This is a genomic window from Streptomyces sp. NPDC058812 (assembly GCF_042744565.1).
Lineage (GTDB): Bacteria > Actinomycetota > Actinomycetes > Streptomycetales > Streptomycetaceae > Streptomyces > Streptomyces thinghirensis.
In genome coordinates, this window is sequence record NZ_JBHYOB010000004.1 from 282,021 (window position 1) to 306,908 (window position 24,888).

A 24,888-nucleotide genomic window follows, 5' to 3' on the forward strand; every position below is an offset into this window, starting at 1 on the left:
CGAGGTGCGGGGCTCCCCGGCTGCCTCCGGCGCGTCCCGGTTCGACGCGTCCCGGGTTTCCTGCCCGGGCGCGGGCTCTGGTGCGGATCTCTCCCGTGGAGTTGCTGGCGGACGCACGACGGTTCCCCCCTGGCGATTCGGCTCTGTGCTTGATCAGTCCCTGGACATGCCGTTCGGTCTGGTGCGGTGCGGGGGGTCCGTCGCGTCTATCGCGTCTGCCGCGACCGTCGCGACCGTCGCGACCGTCGCGTCCGTCGCGTCCGTCGCGTCCGTCGCGTCCGTCGCGAAGGACGGGCGGCGCAGGGACAGGAGCAGGACGGCGAGGACGAGCAGCAGGAGAAGCGGCGGTGCGATCGGCGCGAGCTCCTGACGCCAGACCCAGCCCCCCACGGCGACGAGATACAGAACCCCCCAGCGTCCCTGCCACGGCAGCCGACCGCCCGCCTTCGCGAGCAGCAGCCACAGCGGTACGAGACACAGCAGATGCAGGACGAGCGGAGTCCAGCGCAGCAGTGGGCCGGGCCCGTCGAACCCCACCGCTTCCGCGATAAATCCTGCCGTCTCGGTGTATAACGTCCCACCGACCGCCTCCGGTTCCCGGCCGAGCGCCACGGGCGCCGCGTGCAGGGCCAGGACGGCGACGCCCAGTGCGCCACCGGGCAGCCACGGGTCGGGCGAGGCGCACAACGTCACGGACGCCACGAACACCACGAGCACCAGGGCCCCAGCGACCAGCGCCGGCAGAGGAATCCCCCGCAGCAGCTCCTGCCCGGTGAGTTCGGCCCCGACCTCGGAGGTGCCACCCAGCCACGGCAAGTCGCGCAACGCCACCAGGAAGACGATGGTGGCGACGCCGAGCAGCAGCCACAGGGCAGGCCGCAGAAGCCGCTCGGGGATCGCCCCGACCCCGCCGTCGTCACCCTCTCCGCAGCCGGGGCCCGAGTTCGCGTCGAGCACCTCGAGCACCTCAAGCGCATCGGGCGCGTGGGGCGCGTGGGGCGCGTCGGACGCAGCGGTCGCAACGGTCGCACCGGCCGAGTCCGGTGTCCGGTCCCGACCGGACGGCAGTCCGGTCTCGGCGTCGGGATTCCGGGGCCGCCGGACGATCACCGCGAGGGTGTCCGCCTCCAGGGCCTCCCGTTCGTACCCCGGACGCCCTATGAACAGGGTGACGGTGTCGTCCCGTGGCGCCTCGTCGGACTGCCCGTGCTCGTACGCCGCTCGCCGCGCCCAGCTCGTGCCGTACCCGGCGGTGGCGTTCAACCGGGCCCAGTGGGTGCCGTAGGAGTTGCCGGGTCCCGGCTTCCGAACGCCCCGCGGCCCGATGCCGCAGGAGGTGTCCGAGCCCCGGGGCCCGCCGGAACGACCGGCTCCGTCACTGCCGCGCAGGGTGGCCCGCAGGCCGGGCACGCAGCCGACGGCGACCACCGTCATGCCCCCGAGCACCGCCCAGCCGGCGCCCGCGATCCCGGCCGGGCTGAACAGCATCGCCGCGCTGCCCAGCACGAGGACGCACATGGTGCCCTGCACGGCGGCGAGCACGCCGGTACGCCCCTGGACGCGCAGCACGCCGATGTACAGCTCGACCACGATCCTCGGCAGCGCCCCGATGGCCAGGAGCCGCAGCACCGTGGAACCGTGCTCGGCGTAGTCCTCGTCGAAGGGCGCGAGGATCTGCGGCGCGAAGACGACCAGGAAGAGCACCACCGGCACGAGCAGCAGCGTCATGCGGCGCAGTGCTCCACGGACGCCGTCGGCGAGGCGGCGCGGGTCGTGCGAGGCGTGCGCGGTGAGGGAGGAGGCCATGTTGATGGCCATGAACTCCATCGTGCCGCCGACGGTGTACGCCACGTAGAAGTAGCCGTTCTCCGCGGCGCTGAAGTTGACCGCGACCATCACCGGGAGCAGGTTGATCATCGCCAGGCTGAACACCGCGCCCAGTGAGTCCCCGGCCAGGAACCGCCCCATCTCGCGGACCTTGGGCGGCTCCACGTCGTGGTCGGCGGCGGCCTGGCGCGGGATGAGTCTGCGGAAGATCAGCCAGCCGAGCGGCAGGGTGGAGAAGGCGATGGCCACGGCCCAGGACACGAAGATGCCGAGCACCGGCAGCGTGGTGGCGAAGACGGCCAGCAGGATCAGCTTCCCGACCGAGAACACCGCGTTCCCGGCGGGCACCCACTCCGCCTTGCGCAGCCCGGTCAGCACGCCGTCCTGGAGGGTGAGCAGCGCCCAGGCCACGCACGCCGCGACGAACAGCGCCCCCGCCTCGGCGGTGCCCAGCGGGGCGTACGACGCGCCCCACAGGTCGAGGGTGAGCAGGAAGACGACGGCGGCCACGGCGACGACCACCGAACTGGCCGCGTACGCCCGCCACACCAGGGGGCCGGTCGCGCGGCCGGCCCTCGGTACGAAACGGACCACGGCGCCGATCATCGTGGTCGCCGTGATGCTGGCGAGCAGCCGCATGGCGGCGATGGCGGCGGAGCCCTGCCCGACGGCCTCCTCCGAGTAGTAGCGGGCGGCCACGAGCCAGAAGCCGAGGCCGAGCACGGCGGAGACGCCGGTGCTGAGCATCAGGAAGTAGGCGTTCTTGAAGAGCGAGTCGCCTCCGTGCCCGCTCCCGGACGGCGTCGGGCCACCGCCCGCGGGTGCCGCCGCTGTCTCGTGCACCCGGGTCTCAGCCACCGGTCGGAACCAGCCCTTCGGGTGCCTCGGCCGGCCGTACTCCGGACTCCTCCAGGGCGGCGACGGCCGCACGGGCGCGCAGCGGATCCACGGGCAGCGCGTGCCGCGCGAACCAGCGCGCCCCCTCCGGAGAGGGTGACGGGTCGGTGAAGGCGGCGCCCGCGTAGTCGTCCAGCGGCGGGTCGTAGAGGTAGCCGACGACGATGCCGCGCCGGGCCAGCGCCCGCACCGCCGCGTCCCGGTCCGCCACGAGCAACGGCACGCGGAACAACGGTTGCGCCGCGCCCGGTGACCGGCTCCTCGCGCCCTCCCACCCGGCCGGTCCCGCCCAACGCGTCGACAGCAGCAGCTCCGTACCCGCACGGCAGTCGGCGAGTACGTCGTCCAGCCGGTCGAGCCCGCGTCCGATGCGCCCGAGCCGGAACCGGCCGGCGCGCAGCCGGTAGTCGTGCATGTCGACGCGGACCCAGGGGTCGTGGGCGTCAAGGGAGTCCTGGGCGTCGAGGCCGGGGGCCGAGGCGACCGCGCGGGTCAGCTCCTCCGGACGCAGCGGCATCCGGATCTCCTCCCGCTCCATCAGCCCCAGCAGCCGCATCGCGGCCCAGGCGGCCCGCCGCAGCCGCAGCCCTCGTACGGCCGCCTCCGCGTACGGCCGTACGGCGTAGGCGAGTTCGGCCCTCGTACGGCGCGGCAGCAGCAGGTCGTCGCAGGTCTTCTCCAACGCGTCCCGCAGCCCCGGGTCGGCGACCGCGAGGATTCCCCCGGCCTTGGCACCGACGTGCTTGGACAGGCTGAAAACGGAGGCGTCGCCCCAAGCGCCGACCGGCCGCCCGCCCACCTCGCTGCCAATGGCGTGCGCCGCGTCCTCGAACAGCGGGATGCCCAACGCGTCGCAACGGGCCCGCAGTCCGGGCGCCGGGTCCGGGTTGCCGTACAGGTTGGTCGTCACTACGGCGGACAGCGAACCCCACACCTCCTCGGGCACGGCATCGATGTCGATGGACGCGTCCGACGGATTCAACGGCGCCTGCACCGGCCGCAGTCCGGCCGCGAGCACGACGAAGAAGACGACGTCGTCGTTGACCGGCGACATCAGCACCCGGCCGCCCGGCGGGCACCAGTGACGCAGTGCCGCGTACAGCCCGAAACGGCATGACGGTACGTACACGCATTCCCGGCCGAGTCGGCTGCGCATGGTCTCTTCCAGCCGCTTCCTCGGCCGCGAACCATCCCGCACCGAACCCGGACCGGCCTCCCCGATGGCCATCCGCCCCCCTGGTGTGCCATCGAAAGCCCCCTCCCCGAGGCCTTCCGGCACCCGCCCAGAGTCACCCCGTTCGCACCGCTCCGTCAAGATTGCGTACCGGCCTGTGGACAACTTCCCGCACACAAGCGGAAGCGGAGCGCCACATCCCCGGCCGTTCACGCGGGCGTACGCGGGCGGCGAAGGAGCCGCCGCACCGGTCACTCCCCCGCCTCCCCGCACCGGCGCCCGAACCACTCCCCGCACGTCAGCACGCCTGAACGCGCCTCCCCCGCCACGCACCGCCACCTCCTGACACACTGCCCAAGACCGGTACGTCACCCGTAACGTGTGGCCCGGCCACGAACCACGTGGCGCACCCGGCGCGCACGGCGCACATGGCGAGCACGAAAGCGAGGCAGCACCCGATGCCCCCCTTCGATGTCCCCGAGGGCGACCCCTTCGGCCCGCACAACCTTCCGTACGGCGTGTTCTCGATCCCCGGCACGCAGGAGCGGACGGTGGGCGTCCGGCTCGGCGACCACGTCCTCGACGCCGGCGCGGCGGCCCACGCACTCGGATCGCCGTACGCCTCCCTGCTCGCACGGCCCACCCTGAACCCGCTGCTGGCCGCCGGCCGCACCGCCTGGTCCGACGTACGGCGCGCGCTGACGGCCTGGGTGACGGTCCCCGCCCACCGCGAAACCCTGGAGCCCCTCTTCCACCCCCTCTCCTCGGTGACGCTGCACCTGCCCTTCGAGGTCGCGGACTACGTCGACTTCTACGCCTCCGAGAACCACGCCCGGAACGTCGGCCAGATCTTCCGCCCCGACGCCGCCGACTCCCTCACCCCCAACTGGAAGCACCTCCCCATCGGCTACCACGGCCGCTCCGGCACGGTGGTCGTGTCCGGCACGGACGTCGTACGGCCGTCCGGGCAGCGCAAGGCCCCCACCGACGCCGCTCCCGTGTTCGGCCCGTCCGTCCGCCTCGACATCGAGGCCGAGGTCGGCTTCGTGGTGGGCGTGCCGTCCGAGCTGGGCAGCCCGGTGGCGCTCGGCGACTTCCGCGAGCACGTCTTCGGACTCTGCCTGCTCAACGACTGGTCCGCGCGGGACGTCCAGGCCTGGGAGTACGTCCCCCTCGGCCCGTTCCTCGGCAAGTCCTTCGCCACGTCGGTGTCGGCGTGGATCACACCGCTGGACGCCCTGGAGGAGGCACGGGTGGCCCCGCCGGAGCGCACGCACGAGCTGCTGCCCTACCTCGACGACACGGACGGGGAACTCGACGAACCCGGAGGCTACGACCTGCGGATCTCCGTCGCCGTCAACGGCCACGTCGTCTCCGAGCCGCCGTTCTCCACCATGTACTGGACGGCCGCCCAGCAACTGGCCCACATGACCGTCAACGGCGCCTCGCTGCGTACCGGCGACCTCTACGGCTCCGGCACGGTGAGCGGACCTGCCGACCGGGAGCGCGGGTCCCTGCTGGAGCTGACCTGGAACGGACGCGATCCCCTTGAACTCCCTGACGGCAAGCGGACGTTCCTGGAGGACGGGGACGTGGTGACCCTGTCGGCCTGGGCACCGGGGCCGGGCGGCACCCGGGTGGGGCTGGGCGAGGTGACCGGCCAGGTGGCCCCGCCGCGGACCGGACGGTAACCACCACGGCTCCCGCGGCTCCCGCGACTCCCCCGCACTCGGATCCGTTGCCCGCCGGGGCCTGACTCACGCCGCCCGTCACCGTCATACTGGCGTCGGGCGGTGTGTGCGGCATGTCCGCGCCCGCGCGGCGAGCACCGTCACGCCGGCCCGACCACAGTCGCACTCCAGACGCACCACTGCCCGCACCACAGCCCACCACAGCCAGAGCCGCCCCTTCCGACCAGGATCCGGAGCCCGTGGCATGACCGTCTGCCTGCTCCTGCTGTTCGTCGTCGCCGTGACCGCCGCGGTACCGGTACCGCGCGCGCTGACCCGTTCCGCGTGGCCCGAGCGGGATCCCGTGGTCGCGCTCTGGGTGTGGCAGTGCCTGGTCGCCACCGTCCTGCTGTGCTGTCTGACGGCCCTCGTCCTCGGCGCCGCCGCCGTCTTCGGCACCGTGCGCGCCCAGCTCTTCGCGCCGGCGCCGCCGGCGGTGACCGAGGCCTACAACCTCTCCGCGGGCCCGCCGTGGGCGGCCGCCCTCACCCTCCTGCTGGCCGGCGGTGCCGCCTGGACGACCGCCATGCTGGCCCGCGAACTCGTCGAGGCCCGCCGACGGCGCGCCCACTCACGCGCCCACCTGCGCGAACGCGCCCCTGACCTGCCCGCCGGACTACCCGCCGCCCGCGGTCCCCTGCTGGTCCTGGAGGACGAGTACCCGGACGCCTGGTGGATGCCCGGCAACCCGCCCCAGCTGATCGTCACCACCGGTGCCCTGCAACGCCTCACCGACCATCAGCTCGACGCCGTCCTCACCCACGAGCGGGGCCACGCCCGGGCCCGCCACGACTGGCTGCTGCACCTCTCCAGCGCCCTGGCCACCGGCTTCCCGCGGGTCCCGCTGTTCGCCCACTTCTGCGACCAGACCCACCGCCTGGTCGAACTCGCCGCCGACGACACCGCCTCCCGCCGCTGCGGTCACCTGACCACGGCACTGGCCCTGATCGAGCTGAACCAGCACCGCGGTGTCCTGTCCTGCTCCTCCAGCCACCGACTCCTCGGCGAACGAGTCGACCGCCTCCTGGAACCCCCGCCCCGCCTGCTCCCCCGGCACAGGGCTCTGACCTCGGCGACAGCCGCTCTGGTCCCCCTCCTCCCGCTGCTGATCACCTTCGCCCCGGGTCTGACGGCGCTGACGTAGGGAGCCGCGCGCGCCCGTCGCCTACATCCAGTCGTCGGGCTCGGGCTCCGGCTCGGTCTCGGGCCAGTCGTCCGCGCCGGAACCAGAACCGGAGCCTGACCCGGCTGACGGGCGGCCCGACACGGGCGCCGTGGCCTCGGCCGGTCCGTTCAGCCCCGCCAGCACCGCGAGCACGCCCTCCCCGTACGTCGCCAGCTTCTTCTCGCCGACCCCGCTGATGCCTCCGAGCTGCCCGATCGAGGTGGGCCAGGCGGTGGCGATCTCCCGGAGCGTGGCGTCGTGGAAGATGACATACGCCGGAACGCCCTGCTCGCGAGCCTGCTCCGCGCGCCAGGCGCGCAGCGCCTCGAAGGCGGGGAGCAGTTCCTCGGGCAGTTCGGCCGCGGCGGCCTTGGGCTTGCGGTCCCCTCGTCCACCGCCTGCCGACCGGACCGTGGCCGGCTTCTTGGGCTCCTTGCGCAGCGGCACCTCCCGCTCGCGACGCAGCACCGACCCGCTGGTCTCGGTCAGCACCAGCGTGCCGTACTCGCCCTCGACCGCGAGCAGTCCCTGGGCCAGCAGCTGGCGGGCGACGCCCCGCCACTCGCCCTCGGTCAGCTCCTCGCCGATGCCGAACACGGAGAGCTGGTCGTGGTCGAACTGGATCACCTTGGCGGTGCGCTTGCCCAGCAGGATGTCGATGATCTGCCCCGCGCCGAACTTCTGCCCGCGCTCCCGCTTCAGCCGCACCACCGTCGACAGCAGCTTCTGTGCCGGGACCGTGCCGTCCCAGGTCTCCGGGGGTGTGACGCAGGTGTCGCAGTTGCCGCAGCCGGCCGGGTCCGGGTCCTGCCCGAAGTAGGCGAGGAGCTGGCCGCGGCGGCACTGGGCGGTCTCGCACAGGGCGAGCATCGCGTCCAGGTGGGACTGGGCCCGGCGGCGGAAGGCCTCGTCCCCCTCGCCGGACTGGATCAGTTTGCGCTGCTGTATGACGTCGTTGAGGCCGTACGCCATCCAGGCGGTCGACGGCAGGCCGTCCCGCCCGGCACGACCGGTCTCCTGGTAGTAGCCCTCGACCGACTTGGGAAGGTCCAGGTGGGCGACGAATCGCACGTCCGGCTTGTCGATGCCCATGCCGAAGGCGATGGTCGCCACGACCACCAGGCCCTCCTCCCGGAGGAACCGGGACTGGTGCGCGGCTCGGGTGCCCGCGTCCAGGCCCGCGTGGTACGGCACGGCCTCGATGCCGTTGCTCGACAGGAACTCGGCGGTCTTGTCGACGGAGTTGCGCGAGAGGCAGTACACGATGCCCGCGTCGCCGGGGTGCTCCTCACGCAGGAAGTTCAGCAGCTGCTTCTTGGGGTCGGACTTCGGCACGACCCGGTACTGGATGTTGGGCCGGTCGAAGCTCGCCACGAAGTGCCGCGCCGCCGGCATGTTCAACCGCTCGGTGATCTCGCGGTGCGTCGCGTGCGTGGCCGTCGCCGTGAGCGCGAGCCGGGGCACGTCCGGCCAGCGCTCGCCGAGCAGGGACAGGGTCAGGTAGTCGGGCCGGAAGTCGTGGCCCCACTGGGAGACGCAGTGCGCCTCGTCGATCGCGAAGAGGGAGATCTTGCCCCGGGAGAGCAGATCGAGGGTGCCCTCCAGCCGCAGCCGCTCGGGGGCCAGGTACAGCAGGTCCAGCTCGCCGGCGAGGAACTCGGCCTCCACCACGCGCCGCTCGTCGAAGTCCTGCGTGGAATTCATGAAACCGGACCGCACACCGAGCGCCCGCAGCGCGTCCACCTGGTCCTGCATCAGCGCGATCAGCGGCGAGACCACGATGCCCGTGCCGGGCCGGACCAGGGAGGGGATCTGGTAGCACAGCGACTTGCCGCCACCGGTCGGCATGAGCACGACGGCGTCGCCACCCGCCACCACGTGGTCGACGACCGCCTCCTGCTCGCCGCGGAAGGCCTCGTACCCGAAGACCCGGTGCAGCGTGGCCAGCGCCTCGCTGTCCACGCCCACGCCGCTGGCCTGTGCCGCCTCTGCCATCTCGCCGATCACGCCCGTCCCGCCCATCGTCCCGTCCCCCGTACGTCCTGCCGCGCCCGTCCGGTCCTTCCGGTCCTTCCGGTCCTTCCGGTCCTTCCGGTCTGTCTGGTCCGTCCTGTCCCGACCACTGCCTCAACGATAGGGGTCCGCGCCGACAGCGCCGGAGTTATCCACAGGCTCGCCCGCCGTAACCATCGTCACCCGCCTACGTCGGCGTCGACATCTTCCGTGAGCGCATGAAGCTGAGCGCGCCCTTCCCGAGGATCCGGACCTGACGGCCATCAAGGCACGCCGCGGCGGCGAGTGGCCCGCGCACACACGGCGGCGGCCCGGCTCCCCCCGAAGAGTGCCGGGCCGCCGACTCCGTACCGGCGAGCGCCGCGTCAGCGCACGAACACCCCCGCCTGACCCGCCAGGTCCAGGAAGTACTGCGGCGCCACACCGAGCACCACCGTGACCGCCACACCCACGCCGATCGCCGTCATCGTCAGCGGTGACGGCACCGCGACGGTCGGGCCCTCCGGCCTCGGCTCGCTGAAGAACATCAGCACGATCACGCGGATGTAGAAGAACGCCGCGATCGCCGACGAGATCACGCCGATCACGACCAGCGGAGCCGCGCCGCCCTCCGCCGCCGCCTTGAAGACGGCGAACTTGCCCGAGAAGCCGGAGGTGAGCGGAATACCCGCGAACGCCAGCAGGAACACCGCGAACACGGCCGCCACCAGCGGTGACCTGCGTCCGAGCCCGGCCCACTTCGACAGGTGGGTCGCCTCACCGCCCGCGTCGCGCACCAGTGTCACGACCGCGAAGGCGCCGATCGTGACGAAGGAGTACGCGGCCAGGTAGAAGAGGACGGACGAGATGCCGTCCGGCGTGGTCGCGATGACACCGGCGAGGATGAAGCCCGCGTGCGCGATCGACGAGTACGCCAGCAGCCGCTTGATGTCGGTCTGAGTGATCGCGACGATCGCGCCGGCCAGCATGGTGACGATCGCCACGGCCCACATCACCGGCCGCCAGTCCCAGCGCAGGCCGGGCAGGACGACGTAGAGGATGCGGAGCAGGGCACCGAAGGCCGCCACCTTGGTCGCCGCCGCCATGAAGCCGGTCACCGGCGTCGGCGCGCCCTGGTACACGTCCGGCGTCCACATGTGGAACGGCACCGCACCCACCTTGAACAGCAGGCCCATGACGATCAGCGCGGCCCCGACCAGGAGCAGCGCGTCGTTGCCCATCGTGTCGGCGAGCGCCGGGGTGACGTTCTGGACGGTGCCGTCGACGACCTGCGCGATCGTGCCGTACGACATCGAGCCCGCGTAGCCGTAGAGCAGGGCGATGCCGAACAGGGTGAAGGCGGAGGCGAACGCGCCGAGCAGGAAGTACTTGACCGCCGCCTCCTGCGACATCAGCCGCTTGCGACGGGCCAGCGCGCACAGCAGGTACAGCGGGAGGGAGAAGACCTCCAGCGCCACGAAGAGCGTCAGCAGGTCGTTGGCCGCCGGGAAGACCAACATGCCGGCGACGGCGAAGAGGAGGAGCGGGAAGACCTCCGTAGTGGTGAACCCGGCCTTCACCGCCTTCTGCTCGCTCTCGCTGCCCGGTACGGACGCGGCCTGCGCGGCGAAGGAGTCGACGCGGTTGCCGTGCGCCTCCGGGTCGAGGCGCCGCTCGGCGAAGGTGAACAGGCCGACCAGGCTCGCCAGCAGGATGGTGCCCTGCAGGAAGAGGGCCGGTCCGTCGACGGCGATGGCGCCCATCGCCGCGATACCCGCCTTGGTCGTGCCGTATCCGCCCGCCGCGAGCGCGACGACCGCGGCGAAGGCGGCGACGAGCGCGACGGCGGACACGAACGTCTGTACGTAGTAGCGGGACCTGCGCGGCACGAAGGCCTCGATCAGGATTCCGATGATCGCCGCACCGAGGACGATGAGCACGGGCGACAGCTGCCCGTACTCGATCTTCGGCGCGTCGATCTTCCCAATCGGGTCGGCCGCCGTTGCCGCCGTTGTCCACAGGCTGTGGACGGCTGTTGCGCTCACTTGGCCGCCTCCACCTCAGGCTGGGGGTCCTTCTTGTGTACGTCGGACATGGTCTGCTCCACCGCGGGGTTGACGATGTCCGTGAGGGGCTTCGGGAAGACGCCCAGGAAGATCAGCAGCGCCACCAGCGGCCCCACAACCACCAGCTCGCGCACCCGCAGGTCGGGCATCGCGGACACCTCCGGCTTCACCGGGCCCGTCATCGTCCGCTGGTAGAGGACGAGGGTGTAGAGCGCGGCGAGCACGATGCCGAAGGTCGCGATGATGCCGATCACCGGGTAGCGCGTGAACGTCCCGACCAGGACCAGGAACTCACTGATGAAGGGCGCGAGGCCCGGCAGGGAGAGGGTCGCCAGGCCGCCGATCAGGAAGGTGCCGGCGAGGACCGGGGCGACCTTCTGCACTCCGCCGTAGTCGGCGATGAGCCGCGAGCCGCGCCGCGAGATCAGGAATCCGGCGATCAGCATCAGCACGGCGGTCGAGATCCCGTGGTTGACCATGTAGAGCGTCGCGCCGGACTGGCCCTGGCTGGTCATCGCGAAGATGCCCATGATGATGAAGCCGAAGTGCGAGATCGACGCGTAGGCGATCAGCCGCTTGATGTCGCGCTGGCCGACCGCGAGCAGCGCTCCGTAGATGATGCTGATGACCGCCAGGACGAGGACGACCGGTGTCGCCCACTTGCTCGCCTCCGGGAAGAGCTGGAGGCAGAAGCGCAGCATGGCGAAGGTGCCGACCTTGTCGACGACCGCCGTGATGAGCACGGCGACCGGGGCGGTGGACTCCTGCATGGCGTTGGGCAGCCAGGTGTGCAGCGGCCACAGCGGCGCCTTCACCGCGAAGGCGAAGAAGAAGCCGAGGAACAGCCAGCGCTCCGTGCTGGTCGCCATGTTCAGCTCGCCGCTCGCCCGTGCCTCGGCGATCTCGGTGAGGGAGAAGTTCCCGGCGACCACGTAGAGCCCGATCACCGCGGCCAGCATGATCAGGCCGCCGGCCAGGTTGTAGAGGAGGAACTTCACGGCGGCGTACGACCGCTGCGTCGCCGCCGTCTTCTCGCCGTGCTCGTGGGCCCGGTCCCCGAAGCCGCCGATGAGGAAGTACATCGGGATGAGCATGGCTTCGAAGAAGATGTAGAAGAGGAAGACGTCGGTGGCCTCGAAGGAGATGATCACCATCGCCTCGACGGCCAGGATCAGGGCGAAGAAGCCCTGCGTCGGCCGCCACCGGCTGCTGCCGGTCTCCAGCGGGTCGGCGTCGTGCCAGCCCGCCAGGATGATGAACGGAATCAGCAGGGCGGTCAGCGCGATCAGCGCCACCGCGATGCCGTCCACGCCCAGTTCGTACCGGACGCCGAAGTCCGCGATCCAGGAGTGGGACTCGGTGAGCTGGTAGCGGTCGCCGCCGGGGTCGAAACGGACCAGGACCGCGATCGCCAGCGCGAGCGTGGCCAGCGAGACCAGCAGCGCCAGCCACTTGGCCGCGGTGCGTTTCGTGGCCGGCACGGCTGCCGTCGCGATCGCCCCGACGGCCGGCAGGGCCGCCGTGACTGTCAGCAGGGGAAAGGACATCGGTATCAGACCGCCCTCATCAGCAGGGTCGCGGCGACGAGGACCGCCGCACCGCCGAACATCGAGACCGCGTACGAGCGCGCGAAGCCGTTCTGCAGCTTGCGCATCCGCCCGGACAGGCCGCCGACCGAGGCCGCCGTGCCGTTGACGACCCCGTCGACCAGGGTGTGGTCGACGTAGACCAGGGAGCGCGTGAGGTGCTCGCCGCCGCGGACCAGGACGACGTGGTTGAAGTCGTCCTGGAGCAGGTCGCGCCGGGCGGCCCGGGTGAGCAGCGACCCGCGCGGGGCGACGGCCGGGACCGGACGGCGGCCGTACTGCGCCCAGGCGGCCGCCACGCCGATCACCATCACGGCGACCGTGGAGATCGTGACCGTCAGGGCGCTGATCGGCGCGTGGCCGTGGTCGTGCCCGGTGATGGGTTCCAGCCAGTGCACGAAGCGGTCACCGATGCTGAAGAACGCACCGCCGAACACCGAGCCGACGGCCAGCACGATCATCGGGATCGTCATGATCTTCGGCGACTCGTGCGGGTGCGGCGGGGTGTACTCGCCGCGCGTCTCGGCAGCGGGCTCCACGTCGGGCTTCGCGGGCGACGGCGTCGGGGCGTTGCGCCAGCGCTCCTCGCCGAAGAACGTCATCAGCATCACGCGCGTCATGTAGTACGCCGTGATGGCCGCGCCCAGCAGGGCACAGGCGCCGAGGATCCAGCCCTCGGTGCCGCCCTTGGCGAACGCCGACTCGATGATCTTGTCCTTGGAGAAGAAGCCGGACAGCCCCGGGAAGCCGATGATGGCGAGATAGCCGAGGCCGAAGGTGATGAACGTGACGGGCATGTACTTGCGCAGTCCGCCGTAGCGGCGCATGTCGACCTCGTCGTTCATGCCGTGCATGACCGAACCGGCGCCGAGGAACAGCCCGGCCTTGAAGAAGCCGTGCGTCACCAGGTGCATGATCGCGAAGACGTAGCCGATCGGTCCCAGGCCGGCCGCCAGCACCATGTAGCCGATCTGCGACATCGTCGAACCGGCCAGCGCCTTCTTGATGTCGTCCTTGGCGCAACCGACGATCGCACCGAACAGCAGCGTGACCGCGCCGACGATGGTGACCACCAGCTGCGCGTCCGGCGCGCCGTTGAAGATGGCGCCGGAGCGGACGATCAGGTACACGCCCGCCGTCACCATGGTCGCGGCGTGGATGAGGGCGGAGACCGGAGTCGGACCCTCCATCGCGTCCCCGAGCCAGGACTGCAGCGGTACCTGGGCGGACTTGCCGCAGGCGGCGAGCAGCAGCATCAGCGCGATCGCGGTGAGCTTGCCCTCGTCTGCCGAGCCTGCCAGTCCGGCCTCCCCGTGGCCGCCGAGCACCGGGCCGAAGGCGAAGGTGCCGAACCACAGGAACATCAGCATGATCGCGATGGACAGGCCCATGTCGCCGACGCGGTTGACCAGGAAGGCCTTCTTCGCGGCGGTGGCGGCGCTGGGCTTGTGCTGCCAGAAGCCGATCAGCAGGTAGGAGGCGAGTCCGACGCCCTCCCAGCCGACGTACAGCAGCAGGTAGTTGTCGGCGAGGACGAGCAGCAGCATCGCCGCGAGGAACAGGTTCAGATAGCCGAAGAAGCGGCGGCGGCGCTCGTCGTGCTCCATGTACGCGACCGAGTACAGATGGATGAGCGAGCCGACGCCGGTGATCAGCAGGACGAACGTCATCGACAACTGATCGAGGCGGAAGGCGACGTCGGCCTGGAAACCCTCGACCGGGATCCAGCTGAACAGGTGCTGCGTCAGGGTGCGGTCCTCGGCGCCGTTGCCGAGCATGTCGGTGAAGAGGACGACACCGATCACGAAGGACGCGGCGGCCAGCAGCGTACCGATCCAGTGACCGACGGCGTCCAGCCGGCGTCCGCCGCACAGCAGGACCGCGGCTCCGAGCAAGGGCGCCGCCACCAGCAGCGCAATAAAGTTCTCTGCGTTAGTCACGGTTCTAGCGACCCCTCACAGCTTCATCAGGCTGGCGTCGTCGACCGAGGCCGAGTGGCGGGAACGGAACAGGGACACGATGATCGCGAGCCCGACCACGACCTCCGCGGCGGCGACGACCATCGTGAAGAAGGCGATGATCTGGCCGTCGAGGTTGCCGTGCATCCGGGAGAAGGCGACGAACGCGAGGTTGCAGGCGTTGAGCATCAGCTCGATGCACATGAAGACCACGATCGCGTTGCGCCTGATCAGCACGCCGGTGGCGCCGATCGTGAACAACAGGGCCGCGAGGTAGAGGTAGTTGACGGGGTTCACTTCGGCGCCTCCTCGGACCGCTTGGAGTTGCCCGGCTCGACCGCCTTGCGCTCGAGGCGCTCCTCGGCCCGCTGCTCCAGCGCCTTCAGATCATTGAGCGCCCCCATCGACACGTCGCGGATCTGGCCCCGCTCGCGCAGCGTCTTGCTGACGGTCAGCTCGGACGGGGTGCCGTCGGGCAGCAGGCCCGCGATGTCGACCGCGTTGTGCCGGGCGTACACGCCGGGCGCCGGGAGCGGCGGCAGCTGCTTGCCCTCGCGGACGCGCCGCTCGGCCAGTTCGCGCTGGGTCGCCGCCCGTTCGGTGCGCTCGCGGTGGGTGAGCACCATGGCGCCGACGGCGGCCGTGATGAGCAGGGCGCCGGTGATCTCGAAGGCGAAGACGTACTTGGTGAAGATGAGGGACGCGATGCCCTCCACATTGCCGTTCGCGTTCGCCTGGGCCAGTCCGCTGAACTCCGTGACGGACGCGTTGCCGATGCCGGCGATCAGCAGGATGCCGAAGCCGAGCCCGGACAGCAGGGCCAGCCAGCGCTGGCCCTTGATGGTCTCCTTCAGGGAGTCCGCCGCGGTGACACCGACGAGCATCACCACGAACAGGAACAGCATCATGATCGCGCCGGTGTAGACGATGATCTGCACCACGCCGAGGAAGTAGGCGCCGTTGGCGAGGTAGAACACCGCCAGAACGATCATGGTCCCGGCGAGGCAGAGCGCGCTGTGCACGGCCTTCTTCATGAAGACGGTGCACAGAGCGCCGATCACCGCGACCGTGCCGAGGATCCAGAACTGGACGGCCTCTCCGGTGGACGTGGAGTACGCGGCGAGCTGCTCGGTCATCGGCGGATCACCTCCTCCGACGCCGGTTCGGTCCCGCCGAAGGTCGAGTCGGCCTCCTGGACGACCTCCCCCTCGGAGTGGGCGACCTGCTGCTCGGTGCCGGGGGCGGCCTCGGTGACCAGACCCCGGTAGTAGTCCTGCTCGTCCGTCCCCGGGTAGATGGCGTGGGGCGAGTCGACCATGCCCTCCTCCAGGCCGGCGAGCAGCTGGTCCTTGGTGAAGATGAGGTTGGCGCGGCTGGAGTCGGCCAGCTCGAACTCGTTGGTCATCGTCAGCGCGCGCGTGGGGCACGCCTCGATGCACAGGCCGCACAGGATGCAGCGGGCGTAGTTGATCTGGTAGACGCGGCCGTACCGCTCGCCCGGCGAGTAGCGCTCCTCGTCGGTGTTGTCCGCGCCCTCCACATAGATGGCGTCGGCGGGACACGCCCAGGCGCACAGCTCGCAGCCGACGCACTTCTCCAGGCCGTCCGGATGGCGGTTGAGCTGGTGCCGTCCGTGGAAGCGCGGAGCGGTGGTCTTCTGCTGCTCCGGGTACTGCTCGGTCAGCCGCTTCTTGAACATGGCCTTGAAGGTCACGCCGAAGCCGGCCACGGGGTTCAGGAAACCGGGGTTGGTCTCCTTCGGTTCCTCAGCCATCGGACGCCTCCTTTCCATCCGTAGATCCGCCCAGAGATTCGTCACTCTGAGTATCGGGCCCACCACTGACAATCAGCTCCCGCTCCCGGCGCGCACGGCGCCGTGGCACCGGTGGCAGCTCCTGTCCGGGTTTCGGCGGCACGGGGAATCCGCCGGCCATCGGATCGAAGGCGGCCGGCTCCTCGACCGGGGCCGCGGCCTGCTTGCCCTTCTCGCGGTACATGTCCACGACGATCGACAACAGCAGCAGGGCCAGGACACCGCCGCCGATGTAGAGGGCGATGTCGGCGAAGCCGTAGTTCTCGTTCCTGAGCGCCCGCACCGTCGCGACCAGCATCAGCCAGACCAGGGAGACCGGGATCAGGACCTTCCAGCCGAGCTTCATCAGCTGGTCGTAGCGGACCCGGGGAAGCGTGCCGCGCAGCCAGATGAAGAAGAACAAGAGCAACTGGACCTTGAGCACGAACCAGAGCAGCGGCCACCAGCCGTGGTTGGCGCCCTCCCAGAAGGTGCTGATCGGCCACGGGGCCCGCCAGCCGCCGAGGAACAGGGTGATGGCGACCGCCGAGACCGTCACCATGTTCACGTACTCGGCGAGCATGAACATCGCGAACTTGATCGACGAGTACTCGGTGTTGAAGCCGCCCACCAGGTCGCCCTCGGACTCCGGCATGTCGAAGGGGGCTCGGTTGGTCTCGCCGACCATGGTGACGATGTAGATGATGAAGGAGACCGGCAGCAGCACGATGTACCAGCGGTCGTTCTGCTGCTCGACGATCGCCGAGGTCGACATCGATCCCGAGTAGAGGAACACCGAGGCGAAGGCGGCGCCCATCGCGATCTCGTAGGAGATCATCTGCGCGCAGGACCGCAGCCCGCCGAGCAGCGGATAGGTCGAGCCGGAGCTCCAGCCCGCCAGCACCATGCCGTAGATGCCGATCGAGGCGACCGCGAGGATGTACAGCAACGCGATCGGCAGGTCGGTGAGCTGCATGGTGGTGCGCTGGCCGAAGATCGAGATCTCGTTGCCGGCCGGCCCGAAGGGAATCACCGCGATCGCCATGAAGGCCGGGATGGCCGCGACGATCGGCGCGAGGACGTACACCACCTTGTCGGCGCGCTTGACGATGACGTCTTCCTTGAGCATCAGCTTGATGCCGTCGGCGAGCGACTGGAGCATGCCCCAGGGGCCGTGCCGGTTCGGGCCGACGCGCAGCTGCATCCAGGCGACGACCTTGCGCTCCCACACGATGGAGAACAGCACGGTCACCATCAGGAAGGCGAAGCAGAAGACCGCCTTGATGACGACCAGCCACCACGGGTCGGTGCCGAACATCGAGAGGTCTTCAGCGGCGAGGTACGGGCTCATGCCTCCACCTCCTTGGGGGCCACGCCCGCGAGCGTCGCCGGTCCGATGCGGACGAGGGTTCCGGGCAGCACCCCGGCGTCGGAGGCGACGCCGGTGCCGGCCGAGTTCAGCGGGAGCCAGACCACCCGGTCGGGCATCTCGGTGATCCGCAGCGGGAGTTCGACGACCCCGGCGGGGCCGGTCACGGCCAGGAGGTCACCGTCCTTGACGCCCGCCTCGGCGGCCGTGGCGGCCGACACGCGCGCGCGTGCGGCATGCCGGGTGCCGGCGAGTGCCTCGTCACCCTGCTGGAGGAGGCCCTGGTCGAGCAGCAGCCGGTGCCCGGCCAGTACGGCCTCTCCGGCGGCCGGCCGCGGCAGCGCGCTCGCGGTCCCCAGCGGTTCGCCGGCCCGCGGCCCGTCCCAGGCGCCGAGCCGGTCGATCTCCGCCCGTGTGGTGCGCAGATCCGGCAGGCCCAGGTGTACGTCCATGGCGTCGGCCAGCATCTGGAGTACGCGGGCGTCGGCGGGCGCGAGTCGGCGGGTCATCTGGTCCGGCTTGAGCGCGGCCTCGAAGAGGCGCGCCCTGCCCTCCCAGTTCAGGAAGGTCCCGGCCTTCTCGGCGACCGCGGCGACGGGCAGGACGACGTCGGCGAGTTCGGTGACCTCGCTGGGCCGCAGTTCCAGCGACACCACGAAGCCGGCCTCGGCGAGTGCCGCACGCGCGCGTGCCGGATCGGGCAGGTCGGCGACCTCGACGCCCGCCACCAGCAGCGCCTGCAGCTCGCCCCGGGCCGCGGCCTCGACGATCTCGCCGGTGTCGCGGCCGTAGCGGTGCGGCAGGTCGGCCAGGCCCCAGACCGCGGCGACCTCCTCACGCGCGCGCGGGTCGGTCGCCGGGCGCCCGCCCGGCAGCAGCGACGGCAGCGCACCCGCCTCGATCGCGCCGCGCTCCCCGGCCCGGCGCGGGATCCACACCAGCCGGGCGCCGGTCGCGGAGGCGGTCCGTACGGCGGAGGTGAGGCCACCGGCCACGGACGCCAGGCGCTCGCCGACGACGATCACGGCGCCCTCGGCGCGCAGTGCCTCGGCGGCCTGGGCTCCCCCGGTCTCCAGGCCGACGCCGCTCGCGAGCGCGTCCAGCCACTCGGTCTCGGTGCCGGGAGCGGCGGGCAGCAGCGTGCCGCCGGCCTTCTCCAGGCCCCGCGTGGCGTGCGTGGCCAGCGAGAAGACCTTCTGCCCGTGCCCCCGCCAGGCCTTGCGCAGCCGCAGGAAGACACCGGGCGCCTCCTCCTCGGCCTCGAACCCGACCAGCAGGACGGCGGGCGCCTTCTCCAGCGCGGTGTACGTGACTCCCGTGCCGTCGAGGTCCCGGCCGCGTCCGGCGATCCGGGAAGCCAGGAAGTCGGCCTCCTCGGTGCTGTGCACGCGCGCGCGGAAGTCGATGTCGTTGGTGTCCAGCGCCACGCGCGCGAACTTGCTGTACGCGTAGGCGTCCTCCACCGTCAGCCGCCCGCCGGTCAGGACACCGGTCCGGCCCTTCGAGGCGAGCAGTCCCTGCGCGGCGATCTGCAGGGCTTCCGGCCAGGAGGCCGGCTCCAGCTCGCCCTCGGCGTTGCGCACCAGGGGCGTCGTCAGCCGGTCCCGCTGCTGCGCGTACCGGAACGCGAAGCGTCCCTTGTCGCAGATCCACTCCTCGTTGACCTCGGGCTCGTTGGCCGCGAGGCGCCGCATGACCTTGCCGCGCCGGTGGTCGGTGCGCGTCGCGCAGCCGCCGGCGCAGTGCTCGCAGACGGACGGCGAGGAGATCAGGTCGAAGGGGCGGGAGCGGAACCGGTACGCCGCCGAGGTGAGCGCGCCGACCGGGCAGATCTGGATGGTGTTGCCGGAGAAGTACGACTCGAAGGGGTCGCCCTCGCCGGTGCCGACCTGCTGGAGCGCGCCCCGCTCGATCAGCTCGATCATCGGGTCGCCCGCTACCTGGTTGGAGAACCGGGTGCAGCGGGCGCACAGCACGCACCGCTCGCGGTCGAGCAGCACCTGCGTGGAGATCGGCACGGGCTTCTCGTAGGTCCGCTTCCTGCCCTCGAAGCGGGACTCGGACTGGCCGTGCGACATCGCCTGGTTCTGCAGCGGGCACTCGCCGCCCTTGTCGCAGACCGGGCAGTCCAGCGGGTGGTTGATGAGCAGCAGCTCCATCACGCCGTGCTGGGCCTTCTCGGCGACGGGCGAGGTGAGGTGGGTCTTCACCACCATGCCGTCGGTGCAGGTGATGGTGCACGACGCCATGGGCTTGCGCTGGCCCTCGACCTCGACGATGCACTGACGGCAGGCGCCGGCCGGATCGAGGAGTGGGTGGTCGCAGAACCGGGGGATCTCGATGCCGAGTTGTTCGGCGGCCCGGATGACCAGGGTGCCCTTGGGCACGCTGATCTCGGCGCCGTCGATCGTCAGCGAGACGAGGTCCTCCGGGGGGACCGCCGCCTCTCCCCCTCCCGAGGGAGCATTGCTGGTCACGGTCATGCGTTCACCTCCGTGCGGTCGGCCCAGGCCGTCGACTTGGCCGGGTCGAAGGGGCAGCCGCGGCCCGTGATGTGCTGCTCGTACTCCTCGCGGAAGTACTTGAGCGAGGAGAAGATCGGCGAGGCGGCACCGTCGCCGAGGGCACAGAAGGACTTGCCGTTGATGTTGTCGGCGATGTCGTTCAGCTTGTCGAGGTCGCTCATCGAGCCCTTGCCGGCCTCGATGTCGCGCAGCAACTGGACGAGCCAGTACGTGCCTTCGCGGCACGGCGTGCACTTGCCGCAGGACTCGTGCGCGTAGAACTCGGTCCAGCGGGTGACGGCCCGCACGACGCAGGTCGTCTCGTCGAAGCACTGGAGTGCCTTCGTGCCGAGCATGGAACCCGCGGCGCCCACTCCTTCGTAGTCAAGGGGGACGTCGAGGTGCTCGTCGGTGAACATCGGCGTCGAGGAGCCGCCCGGTGTCCAGAACTTCAGCCGGTGACCGGGGCGCATGCCGCCGCTCATGTCGAGGAGCTGGCGCAGCGTGATGCCGAGCGGGGCCTCGTACTGGCCGGGGCCCGCGACGTGCCCGCTGAGCGAGTAGAGCGTGAAGCCCGGGGACTTCTCGCTGCCCATCGACCTGAACCAGTCCTTGCCCTTGTTCAGGATCGCGGGAACCGACGCGATCGACTCGACGTTATTCACCACAGTCGGGCAGGCATAGAGGCCGGCCACAGCAGGGAAGGGGGGACGGAGCCGCGGTTGACCCCGGCGGCCTTCGAGCGAGTCGAGCAGTGCGGTCTCCTCACCGCAGATGTACGCGCCCGCGCCCGCGTGCACGGTGAGTGTGAGGTCGAGTCCGCTGCCCAGGATGTTCTCGCCGAGGAAGCCGGCCGCGTAGGCCTCGCGCACGGCCTCGTGCAGCCGCCGCAGCACTGGGACGACTTCACCACGCAGGTAGATGAAGGCATGCGAAGACCTGATGGCGTAACACGCGATGACGATGCCCTCGATGAGGCTGTGCGGGTTCGCGAAGAGGAGCGGGATGTCCTTGCAGGTCCCCGGCTCCGACTCGTCGGCGTTGACAACTAGATAGTGAGGCTTGCCGTCCCCCTGGGGAATGAACTGCCACTTCATCCCCGTCGGGAACCCCGCGCCGCCGCGTCCGCGCAGACCGGAGTCCTTGACGTACGCGATCAGGTCGTCCGGCGACATCGCCAGCGCCTTGCGGAGCCCCTCGTACCCCTCGTGCCTCCGGTAGACGTCCAGAGTCCAGGACTCGTCCTCGTCCCAGAAGGCCGACAGCACGGGTGCGAGCAGCTTCTCCGGGCTGGTGCCCTTGATCTCGGCTGCCACGGTCATCACTCCCCCTCCTCGGCGGTAGGCCCTGCCGGGTTGGCTGGGTCGGAGGCCGATGTGTCCTGCGGCGCGTCGTGCGAGCTGAGGTGTTCCGTCGGGGACGGGTCGTGCACGGCCCGGTCCTGCGGAGCGTCGTGCGGTCCGCCGTCCCGCGGGTGCACCACGCGCGCGGCGGGCACCTCGCCCTTGGCCAGCTTCAGACCGGCCAGGGAGGCGGGACCCGCGCTGCCGCCGGCCGCGACGGCGCCGTCCCGCTCGTCGGGGAAGCCCGCCAGGATCCGGGCGGTCTCCTTGAAGGTGCAGATCGGCGCGCCGCGCGTGGGCGTCACCGGCCGTCCCGCGCGCAGGTCGTCGACGAGGCGGCGGGCGCTCGCGGGGGTCTGGTCGTCGAAGAACTCCCAGTTGACCATCACGACCGGTGCGAAGTCGCAGGCCGCGTTGCACTCGATGTGCTCCAGGGTGACCTTGCCGTCCTCGGTGGTCTCGCCGTTGCCGACACCGAGGTGCTCCTGGAGGGACTCGAAGATCGCGTCGCCGCCCATGACCGCGCACAGCGTGTTGGTGCAGACGCCGACCTGGTAGTCGCCGCTCGGCCTGCGCCGGTACATGGTGTAGAAGGTGGCGACCGCGGTGACCTCGGCCGTGGTCAGGTCCAGCATGTCCGCGCAGAACCGCATCCCGGTGCGCGTGACGTGCCCCTCCTGGGACTGCACGAGGTGCAGCAGCGGCAGGAGGGCGGACCGGGAGTCCGGGTAGCGGGCGATGACCTCGCGCGCGTCGGTCTCCAGCCGGGCCCGGACGTCGTCCGGGTAGGCGGGCGCGGGCAGTTCCGGCATGCCCAGGCTGACGCCCCGCTCCGAAGAAGAGGTGGTCACCGGTCGACGCCTCCCATCACGGGGTCGAGGGACGCCACGGCGACGATGACGTCGGCGACCTGGCCGCCCTCGCACATCGCCGCCATGGCCTGCAGGTTGGTGAAGGACGGGTCCCGGAAGTGGACCCGGAAGGGGCGGGTGCCGCCGTCGGAGACGACGTGCACCCCGAGCTCGCCCTTGGGCGATTCCACCGCCGCGTAGGTCTGGCCCGGCGGCACGCGGAAGCCCTCGGTGACCAGCTTGAAGTGGTGGATCAGGGCCTCCATGGAGGTGCCCATGATCTTTTTGATGTGGTCGAGGGAGTTGCCCAGTCCGTCCGGGCCCAGGGCGAGCTGGGCGGGCCAGGCGATCTTCTTGTCGGCGACCATGACCGGGCCGGGCTCGAGCCGGTCCAGGCACTGCTCGACGATCCGGAGCGACTGGCGCATCTCCTCCAGCCGGATCAGGAAGCGGCCGTAGGCGTCGCAGGTGTCGGCGGTCGGGATGTCGAAGTCGTACGACTCGTAGCCGCAGTACGGCTGGGCCTTGCGCAGGTCGTGCGGCAGGCCGGTGGACCGGAGGACGGGGCCGGTGGCGCCGAGGGCCATGCAGCCGGCCAGGTCGAGATAGCCGACGTCCTGCATGCGCGCCTTGAAGATGGGGTTCCCGGTGGCGAGCTTGTCGTACTCCGGGAGGTTCTTCTTCATCTTCTTCACGAACTCGCGGATGTGGTCCACCGCGCCGGGCGGCAGGTCCTGGGCGACTCCGCCCGGGCGGATGAACGCGTGGTTCATCCGCAGGCCGGTGATCAGCTCGTAGATGTCGAGAACCAGTTCACGATCACGGAAGCCGTAGATCATGATCGTGGTGGCGCCGAGTTCCATGCCGCCGGTGGCGATGCACACCAGGTGGGAGGAGAGCCGGTTCAGCTCCATCAGCAGGACCCGGATGATCGTGGCGCGGTCCGGGATCTCGTCCTCGATGCCGAGCAGCTTCTCGACGCCCAGGCAGTACGCCGTCTCGTTGAAGAACGACGTCAGGTAGTCCATGCGCGTCACGAAGGTGGTGCCCTGCGTCCAGGTCCGGTACTCGAGGTTCTTCTCGATGCCGGTGTGCAGGTAGCCGATGCCGCAGCGGGCCTCGGTGACCGTCTCGCCGTCGATCTCCAGGATCAGGCGGAGCACGCCGTGCGTGGACGGGTGCTGCGGACCCATGTTGACGACGATGCGCTCGTCGTCGGCGCGGGCCGCGGACTGGACGACCTCGTCCCAGTCGCCGCCGGTGACCGTGTAGACGGTGCCCTCGGTCGTCTCGCGCGCCGAAGCCGCGGACGCTGACTGTGTGTTGCTCACGAGTACGACCTCCGCTGGTCCGGAGCCGGGATCTGGGCGCCCTTGTACTCGACGGGGATGCCGCCGAGGGGGTAGTCCTTGCGCTGCGGGAAGCCCTGCCAGTCGTCCGGCATCATGATCCGGGTCAGGGCCGGGTGACCGTCGAAGACGATGCCGAAGAAGTCGTACGTCTCGCGCTCGTGCCAGTCGTTCGTCGGATAGACGGAGCACAGCGACGGGATGTGCGGGTCGCTGTCGGGCGCGCTGACTTCGAGGCGGATCAGCCGGTTGTGGGTGATCGAGCGCAGGTGGTAGACGGCGTGCAGCTCGCGGCCCTTGTCGTGCGGGTAGTGGACGCCGCTGACGCCGGTGCAGAGCTCGAAGCGCAGGGCCGGGTCGTCGCGCAGGGTGCGGGCGACGCGGACCAGGTGCTCGCGCTCGATGTGGAAGGTCAGCTCGTCGCGGTCGACGACCGTCTTCCCGATGGCGTTGTCGGGCAGGAGTCCCTGCTCCTCGAGCGCGCCCTCGAGCTCGTCGGCGACCTCGTCGAACCAACCGCCGTAGGGCCTGCTCGCCGGCCCGGGGAGCCGGACGGAGCGGACCAGTCCGCCGTAGCCGGAGGTGTCGCCGCCGTTGTCGGCGCCGAACATTCCGCGCTGGACGCGGATCTCCTCACCGCCCTGACCGCGCTGGCCGGGGAGGTTCTCGGCGGACAGGTCCTTCTCGGGGTTCACCCCGTCACCTGCCGTGTTGTTCGCGTCGCTCACCGCAGCAGCCCCTTCATCTCGATGGTGGGCAGGGCCTTGAGCGCCGCTTCCTCCGCCTCGCGGGCCGCCTCCTCGGCGTTCACCCCGAGCTTGGAGCTCTGGATCTTCTGGTGGAGCTTGAGGATGGCGTCCATCAGCATCTCGGGCCGCGGCGGGCAGCCGGGGAGGTAGATGTCGACCGGAACGATGTGGTCGACGCCCTGGACGATGGCGTAGTTGTTGAACATGCCGCCCGAGGAGGCGCAGACCCCCATGGAGATCACCCATTTCGGGTTCGGCATCTGGTCGTAGACCTGCCGCAGCACCGGCGCCATCTTCTGGCTGACCCGGCCCGCGACGATCATCAGGTCCGCCTGCCTCGGTGAGCCGCGGAAGACCTCCATGCCGAACCGCGCCAGGTCGTAGCGGCCGGCGCCGGTGGTCATCATCTCGATGGCACAGCATGCGAGGCCGAACGTGGCGGGGAAGACGGACGACTTGCGCACCCAGCCCGCGGCCTGCTCGACGGTGGTCAGCAGGAAGCCGCTCGGCAGTTTTTCTTCGAGTCCCATGTCAAA

The 24,888-nt window shown here is 70.7% G+C and carries 18 protein-coding genes; 2 read left to right on the forward strand and 16 right to left on the reverse strand.

Features of this window, described 5'->3' with window-relative positions; genetic code table 11:
- Positions 1-153: 153 nt before the first annotated feature.
- Positions 154-2,685 (reverse strand): lipopolysaccharide biosynthesis protein, encoded by a 2,532-nt coding sequence (locus ACFW48_RS10860; protein ID WP_386312636.1) that lies wholly within the window; start codon positions 2,683-2,685, stop codon positions 154-156.
- Positions 2,678-3,952: a DegT/DnrJ/EryC1/StrS family aminotransferase gene (locus tag ACFW48_RS10865; protein WP_386312639.1), complete on the reverse strand. Its 1,275-nt coding sequence runs from the start codon at positions 3,950-3,952 to the stop codon at positions 2,678-2,680. Before ACFW48_RS10865 ends, ACFW48_RS10860 begins: the two co-directional genes overlap by 8 nt.
- Before the next feature lie 404 nt (positions 3,953-4,356).
- Between ACFW48_RS10865 and fahA the strand changes: the two genes are divergently transcribed.
- Both fahA and ACFW48_RS10875 read left to right on the forward strand, forming a co-directional pair.
- Entirely contained in the window at positions 4,357-5,589 is a 1,233-nt protein-coding gene (gene fahA, locus ACFW48_RS10870; RefSeq protein ID WP_386312642.1) for a fumarylacetoacetase, read from the forward strand.
- Positions 5,590-5,833: 244 nt separating this feature from the next.
- Positions 5,834-6,772 (forward strand): M56 family metallopeptidase, encoded by a 939-nt coding sequence (locus ACFW48_RS10875; protein ID WP_386312645.1) that lies wholly within the window; start codon positions 5,834-5,836, stop codon positions 6,770-6,772.
- A gap of 21 nt (positions 6,773-6,793) precedes the next feature.
- On the opposite strand, the gene recQ is transcribed toward ACFW48_RS10875, so the two are convergent.
- From recQ to ACFW48_RS10945, 14 genes are all read right to left on the reverse strand, one after another.
- Entirely contained in the window at positions 6,794-8,815 is a 2,022-nt protein-coding gene (gene recQ / locus ACFW48_RS10880) for a DNA helicase RecQ (protein WP_386312648.1), read from the reverse strand.
- A 356-nt stretch (positions 8,816-9,171) separates the two neighbouring features.
- Positions 9,172-10,830 carry an NADH-quinone oxidoreductase subunit NuoN gene (gene nuoN, locus ACFW48_RS10885; protein ID WP_376669888.1) on the reverse strand — a complete coding sequence of 553 codons (1,659 nt, stop codon included), beginning with the start codon at positions 10,828-10,830 and terminating at the stop codon, positions 9,172-9,174.
- On the reverse strand, positions 10,827-12,398 hold the full coding sequence (locus tag ACFW48_RS10890) for an NADH-quinone oxidoreductase subunit M (RefSeq protein ID WP_386312651.1): 1,572 nt from the start codon (positions 12,396-12,398) through the stop codon (positions 10,827-10,829). The genes nuoN and ACFW48_RS10890 overlap by 4 nt, the downstream gene beginning before the upstream one ends.
- A gap of 5 nt (positions 12,399-12,403) precedes the next feature.
- A complete protein-coding gene (gene nuoL, locus ACFW48_RS10895) occupies positions 12,404-14,377 on the reverse strand; it encodes an NADH-quinone oxidoreductase subunit L (protein ID WP_386312654.1) in 1,974 nt (657 codons plus the stop codon).
- 15 nt (positions 14,378-14,392) lie between these two features.
- The gene (nuoK, locus tag ACFW48_RS10900) at positions 14,393-14,692 is read right to left on the reverse strand and encodes an NADH-quinone oxidoreductase subunit NuoK (RefSeq protein WP_003974374.1); all 300 of its coding nucleotides are present in this window, start codon (positions 14,690-14,692) and stop codon (positions 14,393-14,395) included.
- Positions 14,689-15,531 carry an NADH-quinone oxidoreductase subunit J gene (locus ACFW48_RS10905; protein WP_386312657.1) on the reverse strand — a complete coding sequence of 281 codons (843 nt, stop codon included), beginning with the start codon at positions 15,529-15,531 and terminating at the stop codon, positions 14,689-14,691. The genes nuoK and ACFW48_RS10905 overlap by 4 nt, the downstream gene beginning before the upstream one ends.
- A complete protein-coding gene (gene nuoI, locus ACFW48_RS10910) occupies positions 15,528-16,169 on the reverse strand; it encodes an NADH-quinone oxidoreductase subunit NuoI (protein ID WP_386312660.1) in 642 nt (213 codons plus the stop codon). Before nuoI ends, ACFW48_RS10905 begins: the two co-directional genes overlap by 4 nt.
- Positions 16,162-17,538 carry an NADH-quinone oxidoreductase subunit NuoH gene (gene nuoH, locus ACFW48_RS10915; RefSeq protein ID WP_386312663.1) on the reverse strand — a complete coding sequence of 459 codons (1,377 nt, stop codon included), beginning with the start codon at positions 17,536-17,538 and terminating at the stop codon, positions 16,162-16,164. Before nuoH ends, nuoI begins: the two co-directional genes overlap by 8 nt.
- A complete protein-coding gene (locus ACFW48_RS10920; protein WP_386312666.1) occupies positions 17,535-20,039 on the reverse strand; it encodes an NADH-quinone oxidoreductase subunit G in 2,505 nt (834 codons plus the stop codon). Before ACFW48_RS10920 ends, nuoH begins: the two co-directional genes overlap by 4 nt.
- Positions 20,036-21,385, reverse strand: coding sequence for an NADH-quinone oxidoreductase subunit NuoF (gene nuoF / locus ACFW48_RS10925; RefSeq protein WP_310871812.1), 1,350 nt, complete (start codon positions 21,383-21,385; stop codon positions 20,036-20,038). The genes ACFW48_RS10920 and nuoF overlap by 4 nt, the downstream gene beginning before the upstream one ends.
- Positions 21,382-22,254 carry an NADH-quinone oxidoreductase subunit NuoE gene (gene nuoE, locus ACFW48_RS10930; RefSeq protein WP_386312669.1) on the reverse strand — a complete coding sequence of 291 codons (873 nt, stop codon included), beginning with the start codon at positions 22,252-22,254 and terminating at the stop codon, positions 21,382-21,384. Before nuoE ends, nuoF begins: the two co-directional genes overlap by 4 nt.
- Positions 22,251-23,585 carry an NADH-quinone oxidoreductase subunit D gene (locus ACFW48_RS10935; RefSeq protein ID WP_386312672.1) on the reverse strand — a complete coding sequence of 445 codons (1,335 nt, stop codon included), beginning with the start codon at positions 23,583-23,585 and terminating at the stop codon, positions 22,251-22,253. The genes nuoE and ACFW48_RS10935 overlap by 4 nt, the downstream gene beginning before the upstream one ends.
- Positions 23,582-24,331, reverse strand: coding sequence for an NADH-quinone oxidoreductase subunit C (locus ACFW48_RS10940; protein WP_386312675.1), 750 nt, complete (start codon positions 24,329-24,331; stop codon positions 23,582-23,584). The genes ACFW48_RS10935 and ACFW48_RS10940 overlap by 4 nt, the downstream gene beginning before the upstream one ends.
- On the reverse strand, positions 24,328-24,882 hold the full coding sequence (locus tag ACFW48_RS10945) for an NADH-quinone oxidoreductase subunit B family protein (RefSeq protein WP_018528252.1): 555 nt from the start codon (positions 24,880-24,882) through the stop codon (positions 24,328-24,330). Before ACFW48_RS10945 ends, ACFW48_RS10940 begins: the two co-directional genes overlap by 4 nt.
- Between the last annotated feature and the right edge of the window lie 6 nt (positions 24,883-24,888).